The following is a 21,599-nucleotide window of genomic DNA, read 5'->3' as shown; positions in this document are numbered from 1 at the left end:
TGCCCCCGTGCCTCCCCGCGGGGCCGCCGGGCCCGGCCGGACGACGCCCACGTGGCGATCCCCCGGGGAAGGGGCGGCAGACGGATCCCGCCGAGGCCTGACCACGACCGCCCCCAACCGCCCGCGGACGCGGACGCCTCCCGCGCGGGACCCGGTGTCTGCGGCCCCGCATCCGGTGCCGCGGCCAAGGACACCGCCCCGCCCCGGCCGCAAGGGGCCGGGGCCACGCGGCGCCACCGGCTTTCCCGGCCCGGATCCCCGCCGCCGCGGAACGCCTCCCGCCGGAAGGGGCGTCAGCTCAGGCCCAGGTTCCGGTAGCGGGTGCGGCGGGCGGCGAGGCGCACGGCGCGGGGGTGGGCGCGCAGGGCCGCGAGTTCGGTTCCCAGGACCGCGCCGAGGCGGGCCAGGAACGCCTCGGGCTCGTCCGCCGCGTCGGGCGTCTCCTCGACCACCCGGTCGACGATCCCGTGCGCGGCCAGGTCCGCCGACCGCACCCCCTGGCGCCCGGCCACCTCGTACGCCCGTTCCGTCGTCCGGTACAGGATCGCCGAGGCCCCCTCGGGCGGCAGCGGCGAGAGCCACGCGTGCCGCGCGGCCACGACCCGGTCCGCGGGCAGCAGCGCGAGCGCGCCCCCGCCGGCGCCCTGTCCGAGCAGCAGGCACAGCGTGGGTGCGGGCACGGTCATCAGGTCGGCGAGGGAGCGCGCGATCTCGCCCGCCAGGCCGCCCTCCTCGGCCTCCCGGGACAGCGCGGCACCCGCGGTGTCGACCACGGACAGCAGCGGCAGGTCCAGTTCCGCCGCGATGCCCATGCCGCGGCGGGCGACCCGCAGGCCGGCGGGGCCGAGCGCGGGCGGCCGCCCGTCGCCGGTCTCCCGGCGGTCGTGGCCGAGGACGACGCAGGGCGTGCCGCCGATCCGGGCCAGCGCGAGCAGGAGTCCGGGGTCCCGTTCCCCCGCGCCGGTGCCGCTGAGCGGGGTCACGTCCCGGGCGGCCACCGCCAGCAGGGCGCGCAGCCCCGGCCGTTCGGGCCGCCGTGAGCGCCGGATGGACTCCGCGGCCGGAGGGGCGGGGACGCCCGGCGCCGGCTCGGGCCCGGCCCCGCCGGTGTCCGGGGCGCCCGCCGTGTCGCCGCACAGCACCCCGAGGACGCGTGCCGCGACGTCCGCGAGTTCCGCGGAGGGCAGCACGGCGTCCACGATGCCGTTGGCCAGCAGGTTCTCCGCGACCTGGACGCCGGGCGGGAACTCCTCGCCGTACAGGGCCTCGTGGACCCGCGGGCCGAGGAAGCCGATGAGCGCGCCGGGTTCGGCGGCGGTGACGTGCCCGAGGGAGCCCCAGGACGCGAAGACCCCGCCCGTGGTCGGGTGCCGCAGGTGGACCAGGTAGGGCAGGCCCGCGGCCTTGTGGTCGGTGATGGCCGCCGCGACCTTGACCATCTGCAGGAACGCGATGGTGCCCTCCTGCATCCGCGTCCCGCCCGAGGCGGGCGAGGCCAGCAGGGGCAGCCGCTCGCGGGTGGCCCGTTCGACGGCCCGTACGAGGCGTTCGCCCGCGGCGACGCCGATCGAGCCGCCCAGGAAGCGGAACTCGCCCGCGACGACGGCGACCCGGCGGCCGCGGATCCTGCCCTCGCCGGTGACGACCGACTCGTCGAGCCCGGTGCGCTCCCGTGCCCGGGCGAGGTCGGCGCGGTACCCGGTCTCGTCGAGGTAGCCGGGCAGGGCGGTCACGGGCTCGTCCCAGCCGTGCCAGGTGCCGGGGTCGACGACGGCGTCGATGAGCTCCAGGGCGGCCGCGCGGCGGCGCGTCGGTTCGGTCATGGCGTCACCCTAGGGTGCCCGCCGGGGCCTGTGGCCAGGGCCAACACCTCACGGAACACGGGGCGGAGGTCACTCGTACGGCGCAACTCCATCACGGGGCGGGGGTCGTTGTGGGGATGTGGTCACAGTCGATTCCCAGAACGCACCGGGTGCGCCGGCCGGGAACGAGGTCCCCCGGACGGTTCCGGCGCCCATCCGCCGCAGCCGTCCGTACCGCCCGAGGGAGGGCGTCCCCCTCGGGGATTGGGTCTTCGTCCCGGGGACGGCGGGATTCTTCGGCCGGAGTCCGGACGCCTACATCGAGCGTGGCGAGGAGCGCATTCCACTCGTGTACTGCTCTTCGGAACTGGAACAGTTCGCCAACGAAATGGTCGGCATCGAGGGGGATTTCATCCGCCGCTGCTCCGGCATCGATCTGGATGCGCGGTATTAGGGCGTGCATTCACCGTATCCCCCGCCCACGCCCGGCCCCGACAGGAATTCCTTCATGCCGCCTTTGCAGGACCGTTTCCGCTTCGAGAACGACATGCCGTACGAGGACCACCTCAGCGGCCACACCATTTACAGTCCCCGCCAGGCCCCGGACGACACTTCGGGGAACGGATTCTTCTCCGCCCCTGACTACGACGTCCTGAACGGGGCGTGGACGTCCGAGGAGGAATTGGCCCAGCTCCTCGAACCCCCTCTGACGGAGGAGGTGGACGACTACGAGGAGGACGACGACGTCTTCGCCGCGCCCTCCCCGGAGTCCGCGACCCACGAGCTGCCGCTCACCCGGCACCGGCACCGCAGGATCCGCCGGGCGGCCCTGCGGCAGAAGGCGGCCAGGACCCAGACGCTCAGCTTCGTCGTCGCGGCGGTCGCGGCCACCATCGTGGCCATGGTGAGCGTGCTCGGCGGGATGGTCGCCCACGACCCGTTGCGCCACATCGCCGCCACCAACGGGGCTTCGGGGCTGGCGGGCTGGTGGCCGCTGCTGGTCTACGGCCCCTGGATGGTGGCCTCGTTGTCGATCCTGCGGGCCGCGCTGCACCAGCGCCGGGCCCCGCACTCCTGGGCGGTCGTGCTGCTCTTCTCGGCCTTCGCGATCCTGTTCTGCGTCGCCTCCGCCCCCCGGACGATCACCGACTGGACCGTCGCCAGCCTCCCCGCCATCGCGGCGCTGTCCTGCTTCCACCAGCTCGTACGGCAGATCACCCTCACCCACCCCCCGCGGCGCACCCCCCGCAGCCGGCACTCCTCCTGAGGGGACGGCGCGACGGCACCGCCCATGATCCGCATCATTGACGTGTCCATTACGACGATGTGAGGATGCCGGTGATCCAGTCGTGCAACGAGCTCTTCCTGGAGGGGACATGAACAAGCGCAGGGGCGCCTCGGTCGCCGTGGCCGTGGCCGCGACGCTCACCGGGATGCTGGCGCTCGCCGCCCCGGCGAACGCGAGCGTGCCGTACAAGGTGTACTCGACGAGCGCGGCCTGCAAGACGGCCGGCCAGAAGTTCGTCGACTCCGGCCAGGCCTACCAGTACACGTGCACCTGGGACAGCCCGGGCTACCTCCTGACGCTCTGGCTCGGCTGAGGGCCGGCGGACCACACCCGGGAACGGGCGGGCGGCGCCGGACAGGACTCCTGTCCTGCGCCGCCGTCGTGCCGGGGGGGACCCGGGCCGCACCGGCGGCCGGCATCCTCAGCCCCCGCTTAGCGATGCCTTAACTGCGCCATAAAGATCGCCCGCAGGTCCTCCGAACAGGGGTTCCGCCCGTGCGGCGCGGCTAGCGTGCTGGTTCGCCGGCGCCCGTCGGCACCGCGCACCGGGCCACCGCCGAAGGAGAACCCCACCATGACCGCACGCCGCAGGGCCGCCCTGGCCGCCGTCCTCGGGATCGGACCGCTCGCGCTGACCGGCCTGGCCGCGGGACCGGCGAGCGCGCACGGCACCATGGGCGGCCCGGTCAGCCGGGTGCTGACCTGCTACGCGGAGAACCCCGAGAACCCGGCGTCGGCCGCGTGCAGGGCGGCGGTCGCGGCGGGCGGCACGCAGGCCTTCTACGACTGGAACGGGGTGCGCATCGGCGACGCAGCCGGACGCCACCGGCAGGTGATACCGGACGGCGAGCTGTGCAGCGCGGGCAACGAGGAGTTCAAGGCACTGGACCTGGCGCGGGCCGACTGGCCGGCGACGAGGATGACGCCGGGACGGCAGGACCTGGCGTACCGGGTGACGGCCCGCCACAAGGGCTCGTTCGAGCTGTACATGACGAAGGCGGGGTACGACCCGTCGCGCCCGCTGGCGTGGTCGGACCTTGAGGCGCAGCCGTTCGCCAAGGTCACCGACCCCCAGGTACGGGACGGCAGTTACGTCCTGCCGGTGGAGGTGCCGGCCAGGTCGGGACGTCAGCTGGTCTACGCGATCTGGCAGCGCTCGGACAGCCCGGAGGCCTTCTACTCCTGCTCCGACGTGGTCTTCGGCGCGGACACCGGGAAGGCCCCCGGGGCGCCCGCCGCACCCGCGACCTCGGCCCCGGCCGGGACCGGGACCGGGACCCCCGCCGCGGCCACGACCGCCCCCGCGCCCACCGCCTCCGTGCCGGACGACGCGCGGATCGCCGCCGGGGCGGACCGGTCGACGGTGCGCCACCACCACGCGCACACCGCCGCGGACGGCTCGGCGAGCCCGCTCGCGGAGCCGTCCGCGAGGGCGGACACGTCGCCTTCCGGCACGGACCTCGCGGAGACCGGAAGCAGCAGCACCGGCACGACCTCGCTGATGGCGGCGGGGGCCGCCGCTGTCTCGCTCGGTGCGTCGGTGCTGCTGCTCGTCGCCCGCAGGCGCCGGACGCGGGTCGGCTGACGGGGGACGTCAGCTGAAGACGTCCCCGCAGTCGGTCGCCGTGGCGTGCGCCGGGTCAAGGGCGTTGGCCGCCTCGTGGAACACGATGCGGTCGGTCAGCCCGACGAAGACGTGCTCGGACAGGTCGAGCGGGCACAGGTCCTGCAGCACCACGTTGCGGACGTCGGGGCCGGACAGGAACTGCGAGGTGTACGGCGTGACGACCTCGTCGTACTTGGTCGCGATCACCGTGTAGCGGACGCCGGGGAGGGTGTCGCCGCCGGCGTTCAGCTTGGTGAGGAAGGCCGATCCGGCCATCTGGTCCGTCAGCCCCTGCGGGCTGAGGTGCTCGATGGCCTCGGCCGCCCCGGGGAAGTACGGCAGCAGCCTGAGCAGCCCGCCCAGGTCGGTCCCGTGGTTGCTGGGCGCGATGCCGACGAGCGCGTTCACCTTGGGGGCACCGCCCAGGAACTTCATGTAGTAGCGCGGCATCATGCCGCCCTGGGAGTGCCCGACGATGTCGACCTTGCCCGCGCCGGTGGCCGCGAGGACCCGGTCGACGTAGTCGGCGAGCTGCTGGGAGGACGCGGTGATGGAGCCGAGCCCGTAGAAGAGGGGCACGCCGGGCAGCTGGCCGTAGTCCAGGGAGTAGACGCAGTAGCCCCGCTTGACCAGGTAGGGCGCGAGGCCGAGCCAGTTGTCGATGGAGTTGCCGAGGGTGCCGTGGACGAGGACGACGGGCCGCGGGTGGGCGGCGGACGGCTTGCAGGACCAGTTGTTCCAGCCGCTGCTCGCGGTGGCGCCGGCGGTGGTGGTCGCGGCGGCGACGGTCGTGGTGGCGTGGGTGTCGGACGCGGGGGTCTTCGCCAGTGCGGTGGTCGTGCTGTCCACCAGGACGGGGGTGGCGAAGAGGGCGGCGGTGAGAGTCAGCGCGGAGAGGAGCCGGAGCGCTGATCGCGGTCTGATGGGCAGCATCGAGCGATCTCCTCGCAGGTGGGGGAATGACTGGCTCCCGTGCAGCCTGTGATCCGGATCACCAGAGTGCTGAGCTTCCGTCAATTTACGGAGGAGTAACAAACGTCGCTAGCTACCGGTGGGTAAAGAATTCATCACGCCGGCTTCACGTCGATGTGATAATGGACCGTCAGGCCGCCCCCGACAGTGCCGCGGGCATCAGCGCCCGCGGGCCGAAGCGGGCCCGCGCCCGGTCCGCGACCGCCTCGATCCGGCGCGCCTTCTCGTCCCCCGGGTCCAGGCTGAGCTGCAGCGTCGCGAGACCGGCGTCCGTCAGCCCCTCCGCGCGCAACGCGAGGCCGCGCACCCGGGCACGCTGCAGCCCCAGCCCCTCGTAGAGCCGGTACGCGGCCTCGGCGAGGGCGGTGCCGTGGCCGGTCGGCTCGGGCAGCCCGCGGGTGCGGGTGGTCGTGGAGCGGTCGGCGTAGCGGACGGTGAGGGTCAGCGAGCGCGCGACCCGGCCCGACGCGCGCAGCGAGGAGCCCAGTTCCTCGGTGAGCGACAGCAGGGCACGACGGTGCCGCACCGGGTCCAGCTCGTCGTGGCCGAAGCGGCGCTCGGCGCCGGCCGACCGGGCGGGGGCGTTCGGGACGACCGGGGCCGGGTCGATGCCGCGGGCCCGCTCGTGCGTCCTGCGGCCCGCCGCGGCGCCCAGGATCCGCTGCAGGGTGCTCAGGGGCGCGGCCGCGACGCGCCCGACGGTGTCCAGGCCGTACGTGCCCAACTGCCGTGCCGTCGCCGGGCCGACGCCGTGCAGCGCCGCCACCGGGCGGTCGGCGAGGAAGGCCGCCACGGCCGCGGGGTCGGTGGGGGCGGCGCGCACCGCGCCCTCCGGTCCGCCCTGCGCCGCCATCCGGGCGAGCAGCGGGTTCGGGCCGACGCCGATCGTGCAGTCCACACCGTGGAGCGCGAGCAGCCGCACCCGCAGCAGCGTGGCCAGTTCCGCGGCGTCGCGCCCGAAGTAACGCAGCGCCCCGCGGACGTCGGCGAGCGCGGCGTCGGGCGGGAGCGCCTGGACGACGGGGGTGAAGCCGCCGAGCAGCCCGAGGAGTTGCTCGTACAGCGCCTCGGCGGCGTGGAAGTGCACGTACAGCACGTGCGAGGTCTCCGGTCGGCTGTTCATCGCCCCGCGCTCCCCGGACTGGAGTGCCACAGCTTGCGGCCGGTGGGGACGCCCTCGCCCGCGGGCCGCAGATCGGCCCAGGGGTGCATCTCGTACCCGGTGGACATCCGGACCCGGCGGCCCCCGGGCGGGGGTGCGGGCAGGCCGGGGGGCTCGCCCGGGGTCTCGGCCAGGCGTGCCGCGACCGCCTCCAGACCGCCCTCCCTGCGCAGTTCGACCAGTTCGGCCAGGTTCCAGGCGGCGGCGCCGACGACGGACAGGCTCTGCGGTCCGCGGCGCTGGACCACCCCGCGGACCAGCAGCAGCCAGGAGTGGAAGACGGTGTGGGCGCAGGCCTCGTGGCTGTCGTCGAAGAAGGCGAGGTCGACCAGGCCGGTGCCGTCGTCGAGGGTGGTGAAGATGACCCGGCGCCCGGAGCGGATGGGCGGGGTCTGCGTGGCCGCCTTGGCCCCGGCGACCAGCACGGTCTCGCCGTGCCGCACCTCGCGCAGCCGGTTCGCCGGGATCGCGCCCAGCTCCTCAAGGAAGGCGAGGTGGTCGTCCATCAGGTGGCGGGAGGCGTCCATGCCGAGGACGCCGAGTTCGGCGCCGAGCCGCTCGCCGTCGTCCATGTCGGGCAGGCCGGCCGGCGCGAACGCCGGCTCGCCCTCCCCTCCGGTCAGGGTGAGCTGGCCGTCGTACGCGGAGGCCCGGCCCTGCCGGTGCACCTCGGCGACCTGGAGCAGCATGTCGCGGCGGTTGCCCCCGAAGGGGTCCAGCGCGCCGACCTGGACCAGGCGTTCGGCGGCGGCGCGGCCGGGGCGGGCGCGCTCCCACAGGTCCTGGAGGGAGGAGTAGGGCTGTCCGGCGGTGATCCGGGCGACCTCGGCCTCGCTGATGCCGTGCACCTCGGAGAGCGCGAGCCGCAGCCCCCACACCTCCTCACCCACCTCGCCACCCCCCTCACCGGACACCAGTTCGATTCGATAGGCCGCGCCCGACCGGTTGACGTCCAGCGGCAGCACCGGCACCCCGCGCCGCCGCGCGTCCGCGAGCAGCAGCCGCTTGGGGTACATCCCGGGGTCGTGGGTGAGCACCCCGGCGTAGAAGGCCGCCGGATGGTGCGCCTTGAGCCAGGCGGACTGGTAGGTCGGCACGGCGAAGGCGACGGCGTGCGCCTTGCAGAAGCCGTACGCGCCGAAGGCCGAGACGATCTCCCAGGTGCGCCGGATGACCTCGCGGGAGTAGCCGCGCCCCCGGGCCGCGTCCGCGAACCAGGCCCGCAGCCGTCCCTGCCGGGCCTCGTCCGACAGCGCGCGCCGCGCCTCGTCGGCGAACCCCCGGTCGCAGCCGGTCATGACGCTCATGATGTCGATGAGCTGCTCGTGGAAGACGACCACCCCGTGGGTCTCGCGCAGCACGGGCTCCAGGTCGGGGTGCGGGTAGTGGACGGGCTTGCGGCCGTGCCGGGCGTCGATGAAGGGCCGCACCATGTCGGCGGCGACCGGCCCGGGGCGGAACAGGGAGATGTCCACGACCAGGTCGTGGAAGGTGGCCGGCTGCAGCCGTCCCACCAGGTCGCGCTGGCCCGGGGACTCGATCTGGAAGCAGCCCAGCGTCTCGGCGGACCGCACCAGTTCGTACGTCGCGGGGTCGCCCTGCGGGATGCGGTCCAGGTCGATCCGGCCGCCGCCGGTGCGTTCCACCTCGTCCAGGGCGTGCGCCATCGCGGACTGCATGCGCACCCCGAGCACGTCGAGCTTGAGCAGCCCGAGGTCCTCGACGTCGTCCTTGTCGAACTGCGCCATGGGGAAGCCCTCGCCGCTGGTCGGCACGACCGGTGTGCGCTCCAGCAGCCCTGCGTCCGACAGCAGCACCCCGCAGGGGTGCATGGCGACCCCGCGCGGCAGCGCGTCCAGCGCCTCGACCAGCTCCCACAGCCGGCCGTGGTCCTCCCCCGCCACCTGCCGCAGCTCGGGCAGCTCGGCGAGCGCGGCCCGCGCGTCGCGGGCCCGGATGTGCGGGAAGGCCTTGGCCAGCCGGTCGGTCCGCTCCGGGTCCATCCCGAGGGCGGTGCCCACGTCGCGCACGGCGTGCCGGACGCGGTAGGTCTCGGGCATGGCGACGGTGGCGACCCGCTCGCCGCCGAAGCGGTCCAGGATGCGCCGGTAGACCTCCAGCCGGCGGGCCGACTCCACGTCGATGTCGATGTCGGGCAGCGAGGCGCGCCTGCCGGACAGGAAGCGTTCCATGAGCAGGTCGTGCTCGACGGGGTCGGCGGCCGCGATGCCCAGCAGGTGGTTGACGAGCGATCCGGCGCCCGAGCCGCGCGCGGCGACCCGGATGCCCATCTCCCGCACGTCGGCGACCACCTGGCCGACGGTGAGGAAGTACGAGGCGAAGCCGAGCCCCTCGATGATCCGCAGCTCGTGGTCGAGCCGCGCCCAGTACCTCGGCTCCCGGTCGTGGCCCTCGCGGACCATCCCGGCCGCGCAGCGCGAGCGCAGCACGCGGTCGGCGGTGCGGGCGCCCGCGCCGACGAGCTGCGGCTCGGGGAAGTGCACCTGCCCGAGCCCCAGGTCCTCCTCCGGGTCGACGGCGCAGCCCGCGGCGGTCTCCTCGGTGGCCCGCAGCAGCCGGTGGGCGTCGCCGCGGGCGAACCCGGCCGCCTCCATGACCCGCTCGGCGGTGCGTGCCATGTCCCCGGCGTCCTTCAGCCAGCGCTCCCCGCTGTCCAGGCTCCCCGCGTCGCGCACGTCGATCGGCACCAGCCGGCGCGCCGAGTCCAGGACGTCGGCCACCTCCCCCTGACCGGGGTCGGCGTAGCGGACGGCGTTGGTCAGCACCGGGACGACGCCCTGCTCGACGGCGAAGCCGACGGTGCGGGCGGCGAGCCGCAGCGAGCCGGACCCGGTGCCGGTGCGGCCGTGGTGCACGGCCTCCAGGCGCAGCGCGTCCCCGTACACCTCGCGCCAGGGGCGCAGCAGCCTGGCGGCCCGGTCGGGGCGTCCGGCCGCCAGGGCGCGGCCGACCTCGGAGTCCGCGCCGAGCAACACGTACAGCCCTTCCCGCCCCAGGTCCTCCCAGCCGATGCCGCCGTCGGTGTGGGCGGCGCTGACCAGCCGGCACAGCGCGCCCCAGCCGCGGCGGTCCCGGGCGAGGAAGACCGCCCGGTCGGTCGCCTCCGGCACGAAGGCCCCGCCGCGCACCGGGGTGCGCCGGCGGGCGGCCGGCGGACCGGCCTGGGGGGCGGCGCCCTCCCCCGCGTACGCCGCCGGCACCGCCAGGGAGGCGCCGAACAGCGGCCGCACCCCGGCCCGCGCGCACGCCTTGGCGAAGCGCACCACGCCGGCCACCGTGTCCCGGTCGGTCAGCGCCAGCGCGTCCATCCCCCGTTCGGCGGCGCGCTCGGCGAGCCGCTCGGGGTGCGAGGCCCCGTACCGCAGCGAGAAGCCGGAGACGGTGTGCAGGTGCGTGAATCCCGGCATACGCACCTCCGACCGCTCACGTCTCCCCCCTTCCGGACCCTCCGCCACCCACCATAGACCACTTGTCGAACATGTGTACGAAGACACGCCGGATCCCTGTCCTCCGCCACCCTCCGCATGGTTTCATGCACACGACGTCACCGACGCTCACACCCCGATGGGGAGTCGCCATGCCGATGCTGCTGGTCAAGGGCTCTTTCCAGATAAAGAACACCGAACCGGACGGGGACACCGTGGGCTTCACCCCCACCCGTCACCCCGACTGGAACCGCGTCAGGGGCGGGCTCGGGCTCGACCTCACCAACTCCTGCCGGGGCAAGCTGCGCCTGGACGCCGTCGACGCGCTGGAGACCCACTACGGGCCCACCTCCGCCCCGGCCCACCAGCCGCTGCCCTTCGCCCACGCGGCCCGGGACGAACTGCTGCGGTGGCTCGGCTTCACCGCCGTGGAGCGCGAGCCAGGCGGCGAGCGGGTCGTCGCCGCCAGCCCCGAGAGCGTCCCCGGCTGGATCCTCACCGGCGGGGTCGACGTGCACGGCCGCTGCGTCGCCCTGGCCGGCCGGGGCGCGCCGCCGGAGGGCACGAAGAGCGGCCAGGAGGTCACGGTCGGCGTGCCGCTGCTGCGCGCCACCGTCAACCACCACCTGGTCGCCGAGGGCCTGGCCTACCCGACCTTCTACAGCAACCTCTACGAGGACCTGCGCCGGGAGCTGACCGACGTCGCCCGGCAGGCCCGCGAGGCGGGCAGGGGGCTGTGGCCCGGCGACGTGAGCACCAGCGGCGCGAAGGTCACCGGGCTCTCCTCGCTCACCGACGACGTGGTGCTCGTCCCCAAGCTCTTCCGGCGGCTCTTCGACTACCTCGCGCTCGGCGAGCCCTCCCTCGCCGCCTTCCGCGCCTACCTGGCCGGGGCGGCCGACACCTACCGGATCCTGTCCTCGGACACCCCGCGCGCGCAGGTGCGGGGACTGCACCACGTCGTCGAGGTGACCGGCGACCACACCGTACGGATGACCGTCCCGGTCGAGGACCTGGTCTTCACCGAGGCATGACGACCGGGGCGAACTCCGCGGCCCACCGCAGCAGTTCCTCGTCCTCGCCGGGGCGCCCGACGACCTGCAGACCGAGCGGCAGGCCGTTCGCGGCGTACCCGGCGGGCAGACTCACCGCGGGGAAGCCCGCGTTGCTCCACGGCAGGCACATCACCGAGTCGCCGGTGCTGCCCAGGCCGAACGGGGCGGGGCCGGTGGCGGACGGCGCCAGCCAGACGTCGACCTCCCCCATGGCCGCCAGCAGCCGCTCGCGGAAGACCCGGCGCTCGCCCACGGCCCGCTCGTAGTCGTCGCGGCCGACGGCCTGGCCCTCGCGGATGGCGGCGACCGTCTGCTCGCGGTACAGCCGGCCGTGCCGGGGGAACCAGTCGGCGTGCGTACGGGCCACCTCGTAGCGGTTCATGACGTACAACTGCCGTACGACCGCCTCGAACTCACCCGGGCCCGGCATCAGCGGCACCTCGCGCACGGTCCAGCCCGCCGCCTCCAGCCGCTTGGCCCGCGCCGCGAAGGCCTCCCGCGCCTCCGTCCCCGCGCGGTCCAGGTACGGGCCGACGGGTATGCCGAGCACCGGCCGGCCATCGCCGGCCGCCGGCTCCCGCCAGTCGTCGCACAGGACGGACGCGCCGCGCGTCGCCGTCGCGACGTCCGCGGCGAGCACCCCGACCGTGTCGAAGCTCGGGGCGTTGGCGATCACCCCGTCCACCGGGACGCGCCCGAAGGTCGGCTTGAAGCCCACCACCCCGCAGTAGGCCGCGGGCCGGACCACCGAGCCGACGGTCTGCGTCCCGACCGCCAGCGGCACCATGCCCGCCGCCACCGCGGCCGCCGATCCGCTGCTCGAACCACCGGGTGTGTGGGCGGTGTTGTGCGGATTGCGGGTCGGCCCCGGCGCGGTCACCGCGAACTCGGCCGTCACCGTCTTCCCCGCGACCAGCGCCCCTGCCGCCCGCAACAGGTCCACCAGCGGTGCCTGCGGCCCGGCCAGCACCTCCGGCGGCACCGCGGACCCGGCCCTGGTGTCCATCCCGTCGATCCGGACGATGTCCTTGACGCCCACCATCACCCCGGACAGCACGCCCGGCGGTGCCGCGGCCGCCTCCGCCGCCAGCCGGCCCCGCCGGTCCGGCTCCCGTACGAACGCCTTGATCCGGGCGTCGAGCCGGTCGATGCGGTCACAAGTCCGTGCCACCAGGTCCGTCACGGCGGCCACGCTACGCCGAAAAGCTCCGGCCTTCCTCAAACTGCGCGTCATCGCCGCGCCCGCGGGCACACCGACCACAGGGGGTGGTGCGACATGTCATGGCTCGCATGGACATATCCGGTGGCCGAGGTGGTGCTGCTCGTCACGGCGGGGGTGCTGCTGCGCGCACCGCGCGTCGCGGCGTACGAGCTGACGGACCCCCACGAGGCGGCCTACCTGCGCGACGGGCGCCGCGGCGCGGTGGTCGTCGCGTTGGTCGCGCTGCATCTGCGCGGCACGGTGGGCGCCGGCGCGCACCGCACCGCGCGCATCTCCGGGCCGCTGCACGGGCTCTCGCAGCCGCTGCAACTGGCCGTCTACCAGGCCCTGTACCGGCCGGCGGGGGTGAACACCGTCGCCACGTCGCGGCCGGTACGGCGCGAACTGGACGTATTGCGCGGGCGACTGGCCGACGCGGGGCTGATCCGGGACGACCGGCGCCGGCGTACGGCCCGTGTGCTGCTGTGCGCGGCCGTACCGACCGCGGCCGCGGAGCTGGTGTCCGGCGCCCTGACGGCCTGGAGCTCCCCGTTCCGGGCGGCCGTCCCCGCCCTCACGGTGGCCGCCGCCCTCGCCCTGTGGAGGGTGCCGCGGCGCACCCGGGCCGGCCGCCGGGTCCTGCGGCGGGCCCAGGAGCGTTTCCCGTGCCCGCGCACCCGCAGGGCCTCACCCGAATCGGTCCTCCTGGCGGTCGCCCTGCACGGCGGACCGGCGCTGCGGCCGGCCGTCCCGCACTTCGCCAGGGAGTCCGGGCTGCTCGCCCACCACGACGAGGCCGAGAGCCTCTACGGCGTCAACCACTGGCACAGCGGCGGCGGTGGCACGCCCACCTCGTGCGCGAGCTCGGGGGCGGGCGGCTGCGGCTCGGGAGGGGTGTGAGGGTACGCGTCCTCCCGGACGGCCCAAACACCGCATCGGTGCGAGATTCGTCACGTCCCGGTGTCACATGGGTGCTCCCACGTCCCGTGCGTCAACCCGTGTCACGCGCGCGTCACCCCGGTGGCTACTCAGGGGTTGCGAAGCCAAGGGGACGGCACGATTTACTGACCGCCATGACGGCGACCGACACCACCTCCAGACCCGTGACGCACCCCGGCCGGGTGCGCATGATGAGCCACCTGCGCCGCCTCGCGGCCGCCGGTCTGGTGGAACCGCCGTGCGGCGCACGGCCCCTGCGGGACCCGCAGGACGAGGACGCCGAGGTCTGGGACGACTTCCGGCACCGGCTGGCGGCCCTGCTGGTCGGCCTGCACGAGGAGGCCCGGGCGCCCCGCCCGGCACATCGGGCCGTGCACGTCGGCGCGACGGTGACGGCCTTCCCGCTGCACCGCCGGTTCAGCTGACCCCCCGGCCGCCGGATCCGCTGGATCCGGCGGCCCGCCCGCACCACGTGGACGTCAGCCGAGTTCCGCCCCGACCGCGGCCAGCGCCGTGGTCACCGGCTGGAAGAAGGTCTCCCCGCCCGCCTGGCAGTCCCCGCTGCCGCCGGAGGTGAGGCCGATCGCGCTCCCGTCGCGGCTGAACAGCGCGCCCCCGCTGTCGCCCGGCTCGGCGCAGACGTCGGTCTGTATCAGCCCGGTGACGGTGCCCTCCGGGTAGTTGACCGTCGCGTCGAGCCCGAGGACCGTGCCCCCGTGCAGCCCGGTGGTGCTGCCCATCCGGAACACCTCCTGGCCCACGGCCGCCTCCGCGGCCCCGTTGATCGCCAGGGCACGGCCGTCGCCGAGGTTCACCTGGCTGGGCGCCTGGGTGCCCGGGTCGTCGTACGTCACGAGGGCGAAGTCGCCGTCACCCGGGAAGGTCGCCTGCCGTACGGTCGCGACGGGCGTCCCGCCCTGGCTGTCCGACCAGTTCGCGAACGCGACCCCGCAGTGGCCAGCGGTGAGGAAGGCGGGGGCGCCGTCCTTGACGACGTTGAAGCCCAGCGAACAGCGCGCCCCGTCGGCGAAGATGGCGTCCCCGCCGGCCACCAGGGGCTTGAACTCGCCCGCGGACTTGTGGATCCGGGCCATGCCGCCGCCCAGGGACCGCACGGTGGACTCCAGGGTGTCCCACTTGCCGCCGGTGACGGTGCGGTCCGCGGTGACCAGGATCCGGTTGGTCCGGGGGTCGACGGCCCAGGCGGTGCCGGGGATCGTGGCGCGCTGCTTCAAGGTCTGGGCGGCGGCGCTCAGTTCGGCGGCACTGTTGTCGACCGTCCGGGTCGCGGCGCCGGCCTGCGCGGCCTGCGCGGCCACGTCGTCGCCGTACCCGGCGACCACGTTCACCACGAGCCGCCTGCTCGCCGCGTCGTAGTACGCCCCCGCGATGGACGGACCGAACTGCGAGCCGAGCCGCGCGGCGAGTTCCGCGGCGGCCGCGGCGGTGAGCCGCTTCGGCGAGGGGGCCTGCGGGCCCTGCGCGGCGGACTGCGACGCGTTGGCGTTGGGCAGCAGTACGGCCGCTGCCGCGATGGCGGCGGCACCGGCCGCAACGAACACGATCTTCCGCTTGGCTATCTGTTTGTGCTTCAACTCGTGACCTCCTGTGGGGGGATACAGGCCGGATCGTCGGGCGCAAGGGGGAAGCGTCGTTCCGTCTGACATACGCAGCCCCGCCCCGTCGCGTTCACCACGGCCCATCCGCTCGCGCCAGGGGTCGTGGTTGTGGTGGAATCCGCCCGATGAGCACTTTCGACCCCTCCCTCGTGGCGCTGGAGTACCGCGCCGCCTACGACCGGCAGTTGCGCGCCCGTGTGCCCGCCGACCTCTCGCGGTACGAGTCGGTGGAACGCGACGGCCCGCTGCTGCGCAAGACCTACCGGCACGGGGAGGCGGGGTTCCTCGACTACCGCGACCTCGGCGGGCTGGACGGGCCCGGGCTGGACGCCCTGATCGCCCGGCAGCGGGACCACTACGCCGCGCTGGGCATGCCGGTGGAGTGGAAGTACCACGCGCACGACCTGCCCGTGGGACTGCCGGACCGGCTGGTCGCGGCCGGCTTCGTGCCGGAGGAACCGGAGACGGTGCTGGTCGGCGAGGCGCAGGCGCTGACGGCCGCCCCGGTGCTGCCGGAGGGCCTCGCGCTGCGGGAGGTCAGCTCACGGGCGGACTTCGAGCGCATCCGGGAGATGGAGGAGACGGTCTGGGGCGTGCCCCACGACTGGCTGCCGGGGATGCTGGAGAGCGAGGTGTCGGGGCCCGGCGACCCCTGCGCGGTGGTCGTCGCCGAGACCGCCGACGGCACGGTGGTCTGCGCCGGCTGGGCCCGTTTCCACGAGGGCACCGACTTCGTGTCGCTGTGGGGCGGCTCCACCCTGCCGCAGTGGCGGGGGCGGGGCGCCTACCGGGCGACGGTGGCGCACCGGGCCCGGCTGGCGGTCGCGGCGGGTCACCGCTTCGTGCAGGTCGACGCCTCCCCGGACAGCGCCCCGATCCTGGCCCGGCTGGGGCTGCTGCCGGTGGCGGTGACCGTTCCGTACGTGTGGCGGCCGGACGTGCCGCAGGCGGAGGGCGGGCTCAGCTGACGTCGGAGGGCCGCTGCGGCCGGACGGTGTCCAGCAGCGGGTCCGCGCAGAGGGCCTCGCGCAGGTCGGCGGGGAGCTCCTCGGCGGGCTCCACCAGCGGCTCACCGGCAGCCGGCGCGTCGGCCGCGGCGGCCCGCGGTGCGGGCCCGGGGGGAGGCGCGGCCGCCACCGGGGGTCCGGGCGGAGGAGCGGCCGCCACCGGGGGTCCGGGGGCCGGCTGCTGTCCGACGGCCGGGTAGGGCGCCGGCTGGGCGCGCTCGAGGAAGCGCAGCAGCTCCACCGGGAAGGGCAGGACCAGGGTGGAGTTCTTCTCCGCGGCGACGGCGACGACCGTCTGCAGCAGGCGGAGCTGGAGCGCGGCGGGGGTGTCGCTCATGACCGCCGCGGCGTCGGCGAGCTTCTTGGAGGCCTGGAACTCGGCGTCCGCGTTGATGATCCGCGCCCGGCGCTCCCGCTCGGACTCGGCCTGGCGGGCCATCGAGCGCTTCATCGTCTCCGGCAGCGAGACGTCCTTGATCTCGACGCGGTCGATCTGCACGCCCCAGCCGATGGCCGGGCTGTCGATCATCAGCTCCAGCCCCTGGTTGAGCTTCTCGCGGTTGGAGAGCAGGTCGTCCAGGTCGCTCTTGCCGATGATCGAGCGCAGCGAGGTCTGCGCCATCTGCGAGACGGCGAAGCGGTAGTCCTCGACGTTGATGATCGCGTCGGCCGCGTGGACGACCTTGAAGTAGACCACCGCGTCCACCTTGACCGTGACGTTGTCGCGGGTGATGCCCTCCTGGGCGGGCACCGGCATCGTCACGATCTGCAGGTTCACCTTCCGCATCCGGTCGACGATCGGGACGATCATGGTGAATCCCGGGTTCCGCACCCCGCCCCTGACCCGGCCGAGCCGGAACACCACGCCCCGCTCGAACTGCTGCACCACACGGGCCCCGGCGACGAAGTACAACGCTCCTGCCGAGAGCACGGCGGCAATCAACTCGACGACCATCACGGCCCCCTGGGGTCCGGAATCGCAGTACTTCCACGGTACCTCGCGGGTAACCCGCCGGATACGGGCCGGGATGCCCGGTTACGGACCCGGTGCCGGCCTACCGCGGCGCACCCGCCGCCCGGGCGAGGCGGTCCGCGACGACCCGCAGCCGTTCGGCCAGCTCAGGGGGCTCCCGCACCTCGAAGTCGACGCCGATCATGCCGATGTAGACGGCGAGCGCGTCGAGAGACTCGGAACCGGTGCGCAGCACGCAGCTGTCCGGCCCGGTGGACTCCACGGTCGCGTAACCGGCGTACTCGGCCACGGCCTCGGCGGGGGCGTGCACGACCACGACGGCCTGGTGGCGGTAGGCCCGGGAGGTGACGCCGCGGGCGACGTACGACGCGGCGTCCGCCGGAGGCCGCCGGGGCGTGAAGCGGGGGCCGGCCGGGGACTTGGGGTCCATCCGGTCCACGCGGAAGGTGCGCCAGTCCTGCCGGTCGGTGTCCCAGGCGAGCAGGTACCAGCGGCGGCCGTGGTGGACCAGGCCGTGCGGCTCCACCGTGCGGCGGCTGGCGGTGCCGCCGTGCGCCCGGTAGTCGAAGCGCAGCCGTTCGTGGTCGCGGCACGCGGCGCCGATCGCGGTCAGCACGTCCTGGGCGACGGCGCCCGGCACGGTCGCGGGCCGGGCGACCGCGACGGCCTCCATGGCCTGCGCCCGGCGGCGCAGCCGGGAGGGCAGCACCTGTTCCAGTTTGGCCAGCGCGCGCAGCGAGGTCTCCTCGATGCCCTCGACGCTGCCCCCGGCGCCGGTGCGCAGGCAGAGCGCGACCGCGATCGCCTCCTCGTCGTCGAGCAGCAGCGGGGGCAGCGCGGCGCCCGCGCCGAGCCGGTAGCCCCCGGCGGTGCCGGGGGTGGCGTGCACGGGGTAGCCCAGGACTCGCAGGCGCTCCACGTCACGGCGCACCGTCCGGGCGGTGACCTCGAGGCGTCCGGCGAGTTCGGGTCCGGTCCAGTCGCGCCGGGACTGGAGCAGGGACAACAGGCGCAGCAGTCGGGCGGAGGTTTCCAGCACGGCACCAGTCTGGCAGCCGTCGCGGACGGTTCCTGACCGCATTCCGCCCTACCGTGCCGCCCATGGAGACCATCCCCGAAGGCACCGTCCTGGACCGCCGGACGCTCAACCGTTCCCTCCTGGCCCGGCAGTCGCTGCTGGGGCGGGTGCGCACCGGTGCTGAGGAGATGGTCGAGGCCCTGGTGGGACTGCAGGCGCAGGAGCCGCAGGACCCGTACGTCGCCCTGTGGTCCCGGATCGAGGACTTCGCGCCGGAGGAGCTGTCCGGGATGCTCGCGGACCGGCGGGCGGTGCGGATGTCACTGCTGCGGTGGACGGTGCACCTGGTGACGGCACGGGACTGCATGGCACTGCGCCCTGTGGTGCAGGACGTGCTCGAACGGCGCCTGCTCGGGCAGTTCCGGCGCCAGCTGGCGGGGCTGGACCTGGCGGAGGTGGCCGGGGCCGGCCGGGCGCTCCTCGAGGACGGCCCGCTGTCCCCGAGCAGGCTCGGGGACGCCCTGCGGGAACGCTGGCCGGACCGCGAGCGGCTGCCGCTCAGCCTGGCCGTCACGGCCCGGGTGCCGACCGTGCAGCCGCCGCCGCGCGGCCTGTGGCGCACCTCGGGCGCGGCCCTGCAGACCCCCGCCGACCGGTGGCTCGGCCGGGACGTCGACCTCGCGGCCGGCTCCGCGCCGGACGCGGCCGTCCTGCGCTACCTCGCCGCCTTCGGCCCCGCGTCGGCCGGGGACGTCGCCGTATGGTCGGGGCTGACCGGGCTCCGCGCGGTCCTGGAACGGCTCCGCCCGGGGCTGCGGGTCTACCGCGACGAGAGGGGCACCGCGTTGTACGACGTGCCGGACGCGCCCTTCCCCGACCCCGGGACGAAGGCACCGCCCCGGTTCCTGCCGCAGTACGACAACATCGCCCTGTCGCACGCCGACCGGACGCGGATCATGCTGCGCAACCCCTACGCCGGGCTGCCGCTGCCCGGCAGCGGCAGCAACCGCGGCTTCTTCCTCCACGACGGCTTCGTCCACGGGCTGTGGCGGATCCAGGCCTCCCGCGACGCGGCCGTGCTCCACGTCCAGCCGTACGCGCCGCTGGACGCCGGGGCGCGGGAGGCGGTCGCGGCCGAGGGCGCCCGGCTGCTGGCGTTCGCGGTGCCGGAGGCCGCCGCCCGGGAGGTGCGCTTCGCGGGGTGACCGGGGCGGCCGGGGATGGCTCAGTACACGCCGACCCCGTACGCGGTGAGGACCGCGGGCAGCGGCTGGAAGAAGGTGGCGCCCCCCTCGGTGCAGTCGCCGCTGCCTCCGGACAGCAGCCCGAGGGCCTTGGTCCCGTCGTACAACGGGCCGCCGGAGTCGCCGGGTTCGGCGCAGAGGTCGGTACGGATCAGGCCGCGGACGATGTCGCCGTCGCCGTAGTTGACGGTGTAGCCGAGCCCGGTGACCGTGCCGCTGCGGACGCCCGTGGTGGAGCCGTCCCGCTTCACCGCCTCCCCGACGCGGGCCCGCGCGGCCTTCTCGATGTCCTGCCGTCCGACCTTGCCCGGCCGCGCGACGGAGCCGGTGTAGCGGACCAGGGCGTAGTCGTCGTACGGGAAGCTGAAGCCGGTGGTGGTGCCCAGCGTCCTGGTCCGGGCGGGATCGCCGTACCAGGTCGTGGCGGCGCGCCCGCAGTGACCGGCGGTCAGGAAGTAGCAGGTGCCCGCGGCGCGGACGTTGAAGCCGACCGAGCAGCGGAAGCCGCCGCCGTGGACGGCGTCGCCACCGGCGGCCATCCGTGCGAAGGAGCCCCCGACGCGCTCGAAGCGGACCGTGCCGCCGTACCGTCCGGCGGCCCGTCTCAACGCGGTGAGCCCGCTGCGCGGGACGGTGTCGTCGGTGGCGATGACCAGCGCGCCGCTCGTCGGGTCGACCGCCCAGGCACTGCCCTCGACGTCCGCCGATTCGGCCGCCAGGCCGAGGAGCGCCGCTCCGCGCAGCGCTGCGCCTTAGGCGGGGCCGCCGCGCGCAGTGGTGCGCTTGTTCCTCATATGTTCCCCCTACGCGGTTATGCGGTGCCTCGCGGAGTATTGCGACGATCGGCCCCGGCGGACAAGAGGGCCGTACGGGACGTGCCCGGCGGCCGTGGGGCCGCCGGGCACGTCCGTGACGGAAGGGAGGGCGTGGACCTCCCGGAGGGTCAGAAGACGCTGACGCCGTAGACGCTGAGCGCCTCCGTCACCGGCTGGAAGAAGGTCGTCCCGCCGGTGCTGCAGTTGCCGCTGCCACCGGAGGTCAGACCCAGCGCGATGCCGCCGGAGGTGTACAGCGCGCCGCCGGAGTCGCCGCCCTCGGCGCACACGTTGGTGCGGATCATCTGGTAGACCACGTCGCCGCCGCCGTAGTTGACGGTGGCGTTGAGGCCGGTGACCGAACCGCTGTGGATGCCGGTGGTGGAGCCGTCACGCAGCACGGCCTGGCCCACGAAGGCGTTGCCGGCGCTGGTGATGTCGGTGTTGCCGGCCGTGCCGCTCTTGGTCACGGAGGTGTTGCTGTACCGGACCAGCGCGTAGTCGTTGGTCGGGAAGCTGTAGCTGACGTTCGAGCCCAGCACGGTGGACTGGCTGGAGTTGGAGTACCAGGTGGACGCGACCTCACCGCAGTGCCCGGCGGTCAGGAAGTAGTTGGTGCTGCCGCTGCGCACGTTGAAGCCGAGCGAGCAGCGGTAACCGCCGCCGTAGATGGCGTCGCCGCCGGCGATCAGCCGCTTGAAGGTGCCGGCCGTGCGCCGGAAGGTGACCGCGTCGCCGTAGGAGGCGGTGGCCTTCTGCAGCGTGGCGAGTTCGGCGCCGGTGACCGTGCTGTCGGCGGTGACCTCCAGGCGGTTGGACTTCGGGTCGACGACCCACGAGGTGCCCGCGATGTCCGCGGCGAGGGTGGCCTTCCCGGCCTTCTCCAGCTGGGCGGTGCTGTGCGCCACGAACTTCGGGACCGCGCCGGCCGCGCTGACGGCCTGGGCCGCCTTGTCGTTCGTGACGTTGACGACCATGGTCTTGGCCTTGGCGTCGTAGTACGAACCGGCGGTGGAGGCGGTGCCAAGGGACGTGGTGAGCGCGGCCGCGGCCTCGGGGGAGGCCTTGGGCGCGGGAGCGGCCTGGGCGGCGGGCAGGGTGAGCGCGGTGGCCGCCAGCAGACCGGACGCCACGGCGATCAGCCGTGCACGTCTCGGGACGGGGGTGTGGGTGGTGCGCTTGATCCTCACGCGTTTTCCTCCTGTGGGGGAACGGAAGTTGACCCGCGTAGCGCGGGCCGGTGAGGCGCAGCGAGGGCGCCGCCGTACTGTGGGGGTGGCGTGCCCCTGACAAGTGCTGCGCACACGGGAGTATTCAGAGTCATGCACAAGCGCACAAGGGCGGGTTTCGGCCGCGTCACGCACCCGAAACGCCCCGGCGGCTCCCCGGGTCAACCGCTGTGACGGTGTATCACCTGGTGGGCCCACCGCCCCCGCCACCCGCAGGCCACCC

The 21,599-nt window shown here is 74.6% G+C and carries 18 protein-coding genes; 8 read left to right on the top strand and 10 right to left on the bottom strand.

Features of this window, described 5'->3' with window-relative positions:
• Positions 1-293: 293 nt before the first annotated feature.
• Entirely contained in the window at positions 294-1,823 is a 1,530-nt protein-coding gene (locus tag PV350_RS16390) for a carboxyl transferase domain-containing protein (RefSeq protein WP_500334505.1), read from the bottom strand.
• Between the two features lie 487 nt (positions 1,824-2,310).
• Here PV350_RS16390 and PV350_RS16385 point away from each other — a divergent pair, with 487 nt between their 5' ends.
• From PV350_RS16385 to PV350_RS16375, 3 genes are all read left to right on the top strand, one after another.
• Positions 2,311-3,069: a DUF2637 domain-containing protein gene (locus tag PV350_RS16385; RefSeq protein ID WP_499511036.1), complete on the top strand. Its 759-nt coding sequence runs from the start codon at positions 2,311-2,313 to the stop codon at positions 3,067-3,069.
• Between the two features lie 109 nt (positions 3,070-3,178).
• Positions 3,179-3,403, top strand: coding sequence for a hypothetical protein (locus PV350_RS16380; protein WP_499511037.1), 225 nt, complete (start codon positions 3,179-3,181; stop codon positions 3,401-3,403).
• A 261-nt stretch (positions 3,404-3,664) separates the two neighbouring features.
• On the top strand, positions 3,665-4,675 hold the full coding sequence (locus PV350_RS16375; RefSeq protein WP_500334503.1) for a lytic polysaccharide monooxygenase auxiliary activity family 9 protein: 1,011 nt from the start codon (positions 3,665-3,667) through the stop codon (positions 4,673-4,675).
• Between the two features lie 9 nt (positions 4,676-4,684).
• Here PV350_RS16375 and PV350_RS16370 read toward each other — a convergent pair whose 3' ends face one another.
• The 3 genes from PV350_RS16370 to PV350_RS16360 form a co-directional block, all read right to left on the bottom strand.
• On the bottom strand, positions 4,685-5,629 hold the full coding sequence (locus PV350_RS16370) for an esterase/lipase family protein (RefSeq protein ID WP_500334501.1): 945 nt from the start codon (positions 5,627-5,629) through the stop codon (positions 4,685-4,687).
• Between the two features lie 169 nt (positions 5,630-5,798).
• A complete protein-coding gene (locus tag PV350_RS16365) occupies positions 5,799-6,791 on the bottom strand; it encodes a DNA polymerase Y family protein (RefSeq protein ID WP_500334500.1) in 993 nt (330 codons plus the stop codon).
• Positions 6,788-10,258, bottom strand: coding sequence for a DNA polymerase III subunit alpha (locus PV350_RS16360; protein WP_499511041.1), 3,471 nt, complete (start codon positions 10,256-10,258; stop codon positions 6,788-6,790). The genes PV350_RS16365 and PV350_RS16360 overlap by 4 nt, the downstream gene beginning before the upstream one ends.
• Positions 10,259-10,428: 170 nt before the next feature.
• Between PV350_RS16360 and PV350_RS16355 the strand changes: the two genes are divergently transcribed.
• The gene (locus PV350_RS16355) at positions 10,429-11,310 is read left to right on the top strand and encodes a thermonuclease family protein (protein WP_500334498.1); all 882 of its coding nucleotides are present in this window, start codon (positions 10,429-10,431) and stop codon (positions 11,308-11,310) included.
• On the opposite strand, the gene PV350_RS16350 is transcribed toward PV350_RS16355, so the two are convergent.
• The gene (locus PV350_RS16350) at positions 11,297-12,514 is read right to left on the bottom strand and encodes an amidase (RefSeq protein WP_500334496.1); all 1,218 of its coding nucleotides are present in this window, start codon (positions 12,512-12,514) and stop codon (positions 11,297-11,299) included. The genes PV350_RS16355 and PV350_RS16350 overlap by 14 nt on opposite strands.
• Positions 12,515-12,607: 93 nt before the next feature.
• On the opposite strand from PV350_RS16350, the gene PV350_RS16345 reads away from it, so the two are divergent.
• Both PV350_RS16345 and PV350_RS16340 read left to right on the top strand, forming a co-directional pair.
• A complete protein-coding gene (locus PV350_RS16345; protein ID WP_500334495.1) occupies positions 12,608-13,432 on the top strand; it encodes a TIGR04222 domain-containing membrane protein in 825 nt (274 codons plus the stop codon).
• A gap of 173 nt (positions 13,433-13,605) precedes the next feature.
• Positions 13,606-13,896 (top strand): hypothetical protein, encoded by a 291-nt coding sequence (locus PV350_RS16340; RefSeq protein ID WP_499511045.1) that lies wholly within the window; start codon positions 13,606-13,608, stop codon positions 13,894-13,896.
• A 54-nt stretch (positions 13,897-13,950) separates the two neighbouring features.
• Here the strand turns inward: PV350_RS16340 and PV350_RS16335 are convergent, their stop codons facing one another.
• Complete coding sequence (locus PV350_RS16335; protein WP_500334493.1) at positions 13,951-15,066, bottom strand: S1 family peptidase; 1,116 nt, start codon at positions 15,064-15,066, stop codon at positions 13,951-13,953.
• A gap of 149 nt (positions 15,067-15,215) precedes the next feature.
• Here PV350_RS16335 and PV350_RS16330 point away from each other — a divergent pair, with 149 nt between their 5' ends.
• Positions 15,216-16,058, top strand: coding sequence for a GNAT family N-acetyltransferase (locus tag PV350_RS16330; RefSeq protein ID WP_499511047.1), 843 nt, complete (start codon positions 15,216-15,218; stop codon positions 16,056-16,058).
• Here PV350_RS16330 and PV350_RS16325 read toward each other — a convergent pair.
• Together PV350_RS16325 and PV350_RS16320 are read right to left on the bottom strand one after the other, a co-directional pair.
• Positions 16,051-17,052, bottom strand: a complete 1,002-nt coding sequence (locus PV350_RS16325; protein ID WP_500334491.1) for a slipin family protein — start codon at positions 17,050-17,052, stop codon at positions 16,051-16,053. The two genes, PV350_RS16330 and PV350_RS16325, sit on opposite strands and share 8 nt — an antisense overlap.
• Positions 17,053-17,152: 100 nt before the next feature.
• Positions 17,153-18,109, bottom strand: a complete 957-nt coding sequence (locus PV350_RS16320; protein WP_500334489.1) for a helix-turn-helix transcriptional regulator — start codon at positions 18,107-18,109, stop codon at positions 17,153-17,155.
• 62 nt (positions 18,110-18,171) lie between these two features.
• Between PV350_RS16320 and PV350_RS16315 the strand changes: the two genes are divergently transcribed.
• Entirely contained in the window at positions 18,172-19,293 is a 1,122-nt protein-coding gene (locus PV350_RS16315; protein WP_500334487.1) for a winged helix DNA-binding domain-containing protein, read from the top strand.
• Positions 19,294-19,313: 20 nt separating this feature from the next.
• Here PV350_RS16315 and PV350_RS16310 read toward each other — a convergent pair whose 3' ends face one another.
• Together PV350_RS16310 and PV350_RS16305 are read right to left on the bottom strand one after the other, a co-directional pair.
• Positions 19,314-20,051 carry a S1 family peptidase gene (locus PV350_RS16310; protein WP_500334524.1) on the bottom strand — a complete coding sequence of 246 codons (738 nt, stop codon included), beginning with the start codon at positions 20,049-20,051 and terminating at the stop codon, positions 19,314-19,316.
• 224 nt (positions 20,052-20,275) lie between these two features.
• On the bottom strand, positions 20,276-21,337 hold the full coding sequence (locus PV350_RS16305; RefSeq protein WP_500334485.1) for a S1 family peptidase: 1,062 nt from the start codon (positions 21,335-21,337) through the stop codon (positions 20,276-20,278).
• Positions 21,338-21,599: the final 262 nt, after the last annotated feature.

This window comes from Streptomyces sp. PA03-6a (assembly GCF_033792765.1).
Classification (GTDB): domain Bacteria; phylum Actinomycetota; class Actinomycetes; order Streptomycetales; family Streptomycetaceae; genus Actinacidiphila.
Note: the sequence above shows the minus strand (reverse complement) of the source record. Positions and strands in the feature narration are given on the sequence as shown.

Bases quoted from the DNA above. Each gene is read 5' to 3' on its own strand.
- PV350_RS16390 (WP_500334505.1), bottom strand. From the start codon at position 1,823: ATGACCGAACCGACGCGCCGCCGCGCGGCCGCCCTGGAGCTCATCGAC.
- PV350_RS16385 (WP_499511036.1), top strand. From the start codon at position 2,311: ATGCCGCCTTTGCAGGACCGTTTCCGCTTCGAGAACGACATGCCGTAC.
- PV350_RS16380 (WP_499511037.1), top strand. From the start codon at position 3,179: ATGAACAAGCGCAGGGGCGCCTCGGTCGCCGTGGCCGTGGCCGCGACG.
- PV350_RS16375 (WP_500334503.1), top strand. From the start codon at position 3,665: ATGACCGCACGCCGCAGGGCCGCCCTGGCCGCCGTCCTCGGGATCGGA.
- PV350_RS16370 (WP_500334501.1), bottom strand. From the start codon at position 5,629: ATGCTGCCCATCAGACCGCGATCAGCGCTCCGGCTCCTCTCCGCGCTG.
- PV350_RS16365 (WP_500334500.1), bottom strand. From the start codon at position 6,791: ATGAACAGCCGACCGGAGACCTCGCACGTGCTGTACGTGCACTTCCAC.
- PV350_RS16360 (WP_499511041.1), bottom strand. From the start codon at position 10,258: ATGCCGGGATTCACGCACCTGCACACCGTCTCCGGCTTCTCGCTGCGG.
- PV350_RS16355 (WP_500334498.1), top strand. From the start codon at position 10,429: ATGCCGATGCTGCTGGTCAAGGGCTCTTTCCAGATAAAGAACACCGAA.
- PV350_RS16345 (WP_500334495.1), top strand. From the start codon at position 12,608: ATGTCATGGCTCGCATGGACATATCCGGTGGCCGAGGTGGTGCTGCTC.
- PV350_RS16340 (WP_499511045.1), top strand. From the start codon at position 13,606: ATGACGGCGACCGACACCACCTCCAGACCCGTGACGCACCCCGGCCGG.
- PV350_RS16330 (WP_499511047.1), top strand. From the start codon at position 15,216: ATGAGCACTTTCGACCCCTCCCTCGTGGCGCTGGAGTACCGCGCCGCC.
- PV350_RS16325 (WP_500334491.1), bottom strand. From the start codon at position 17,052: ATGGTCGTCGAGTTGATTGCCGCCGTGCTCTCGGCAGGAGCGTTGTAC.
- PV350_RS16315 (WP_500334487.1), top strand. From the start codon at position 18,172: ATGGAGACCATCCCCGAAGGCACCGTCCTGGACCGCCGGACGCTCAAC.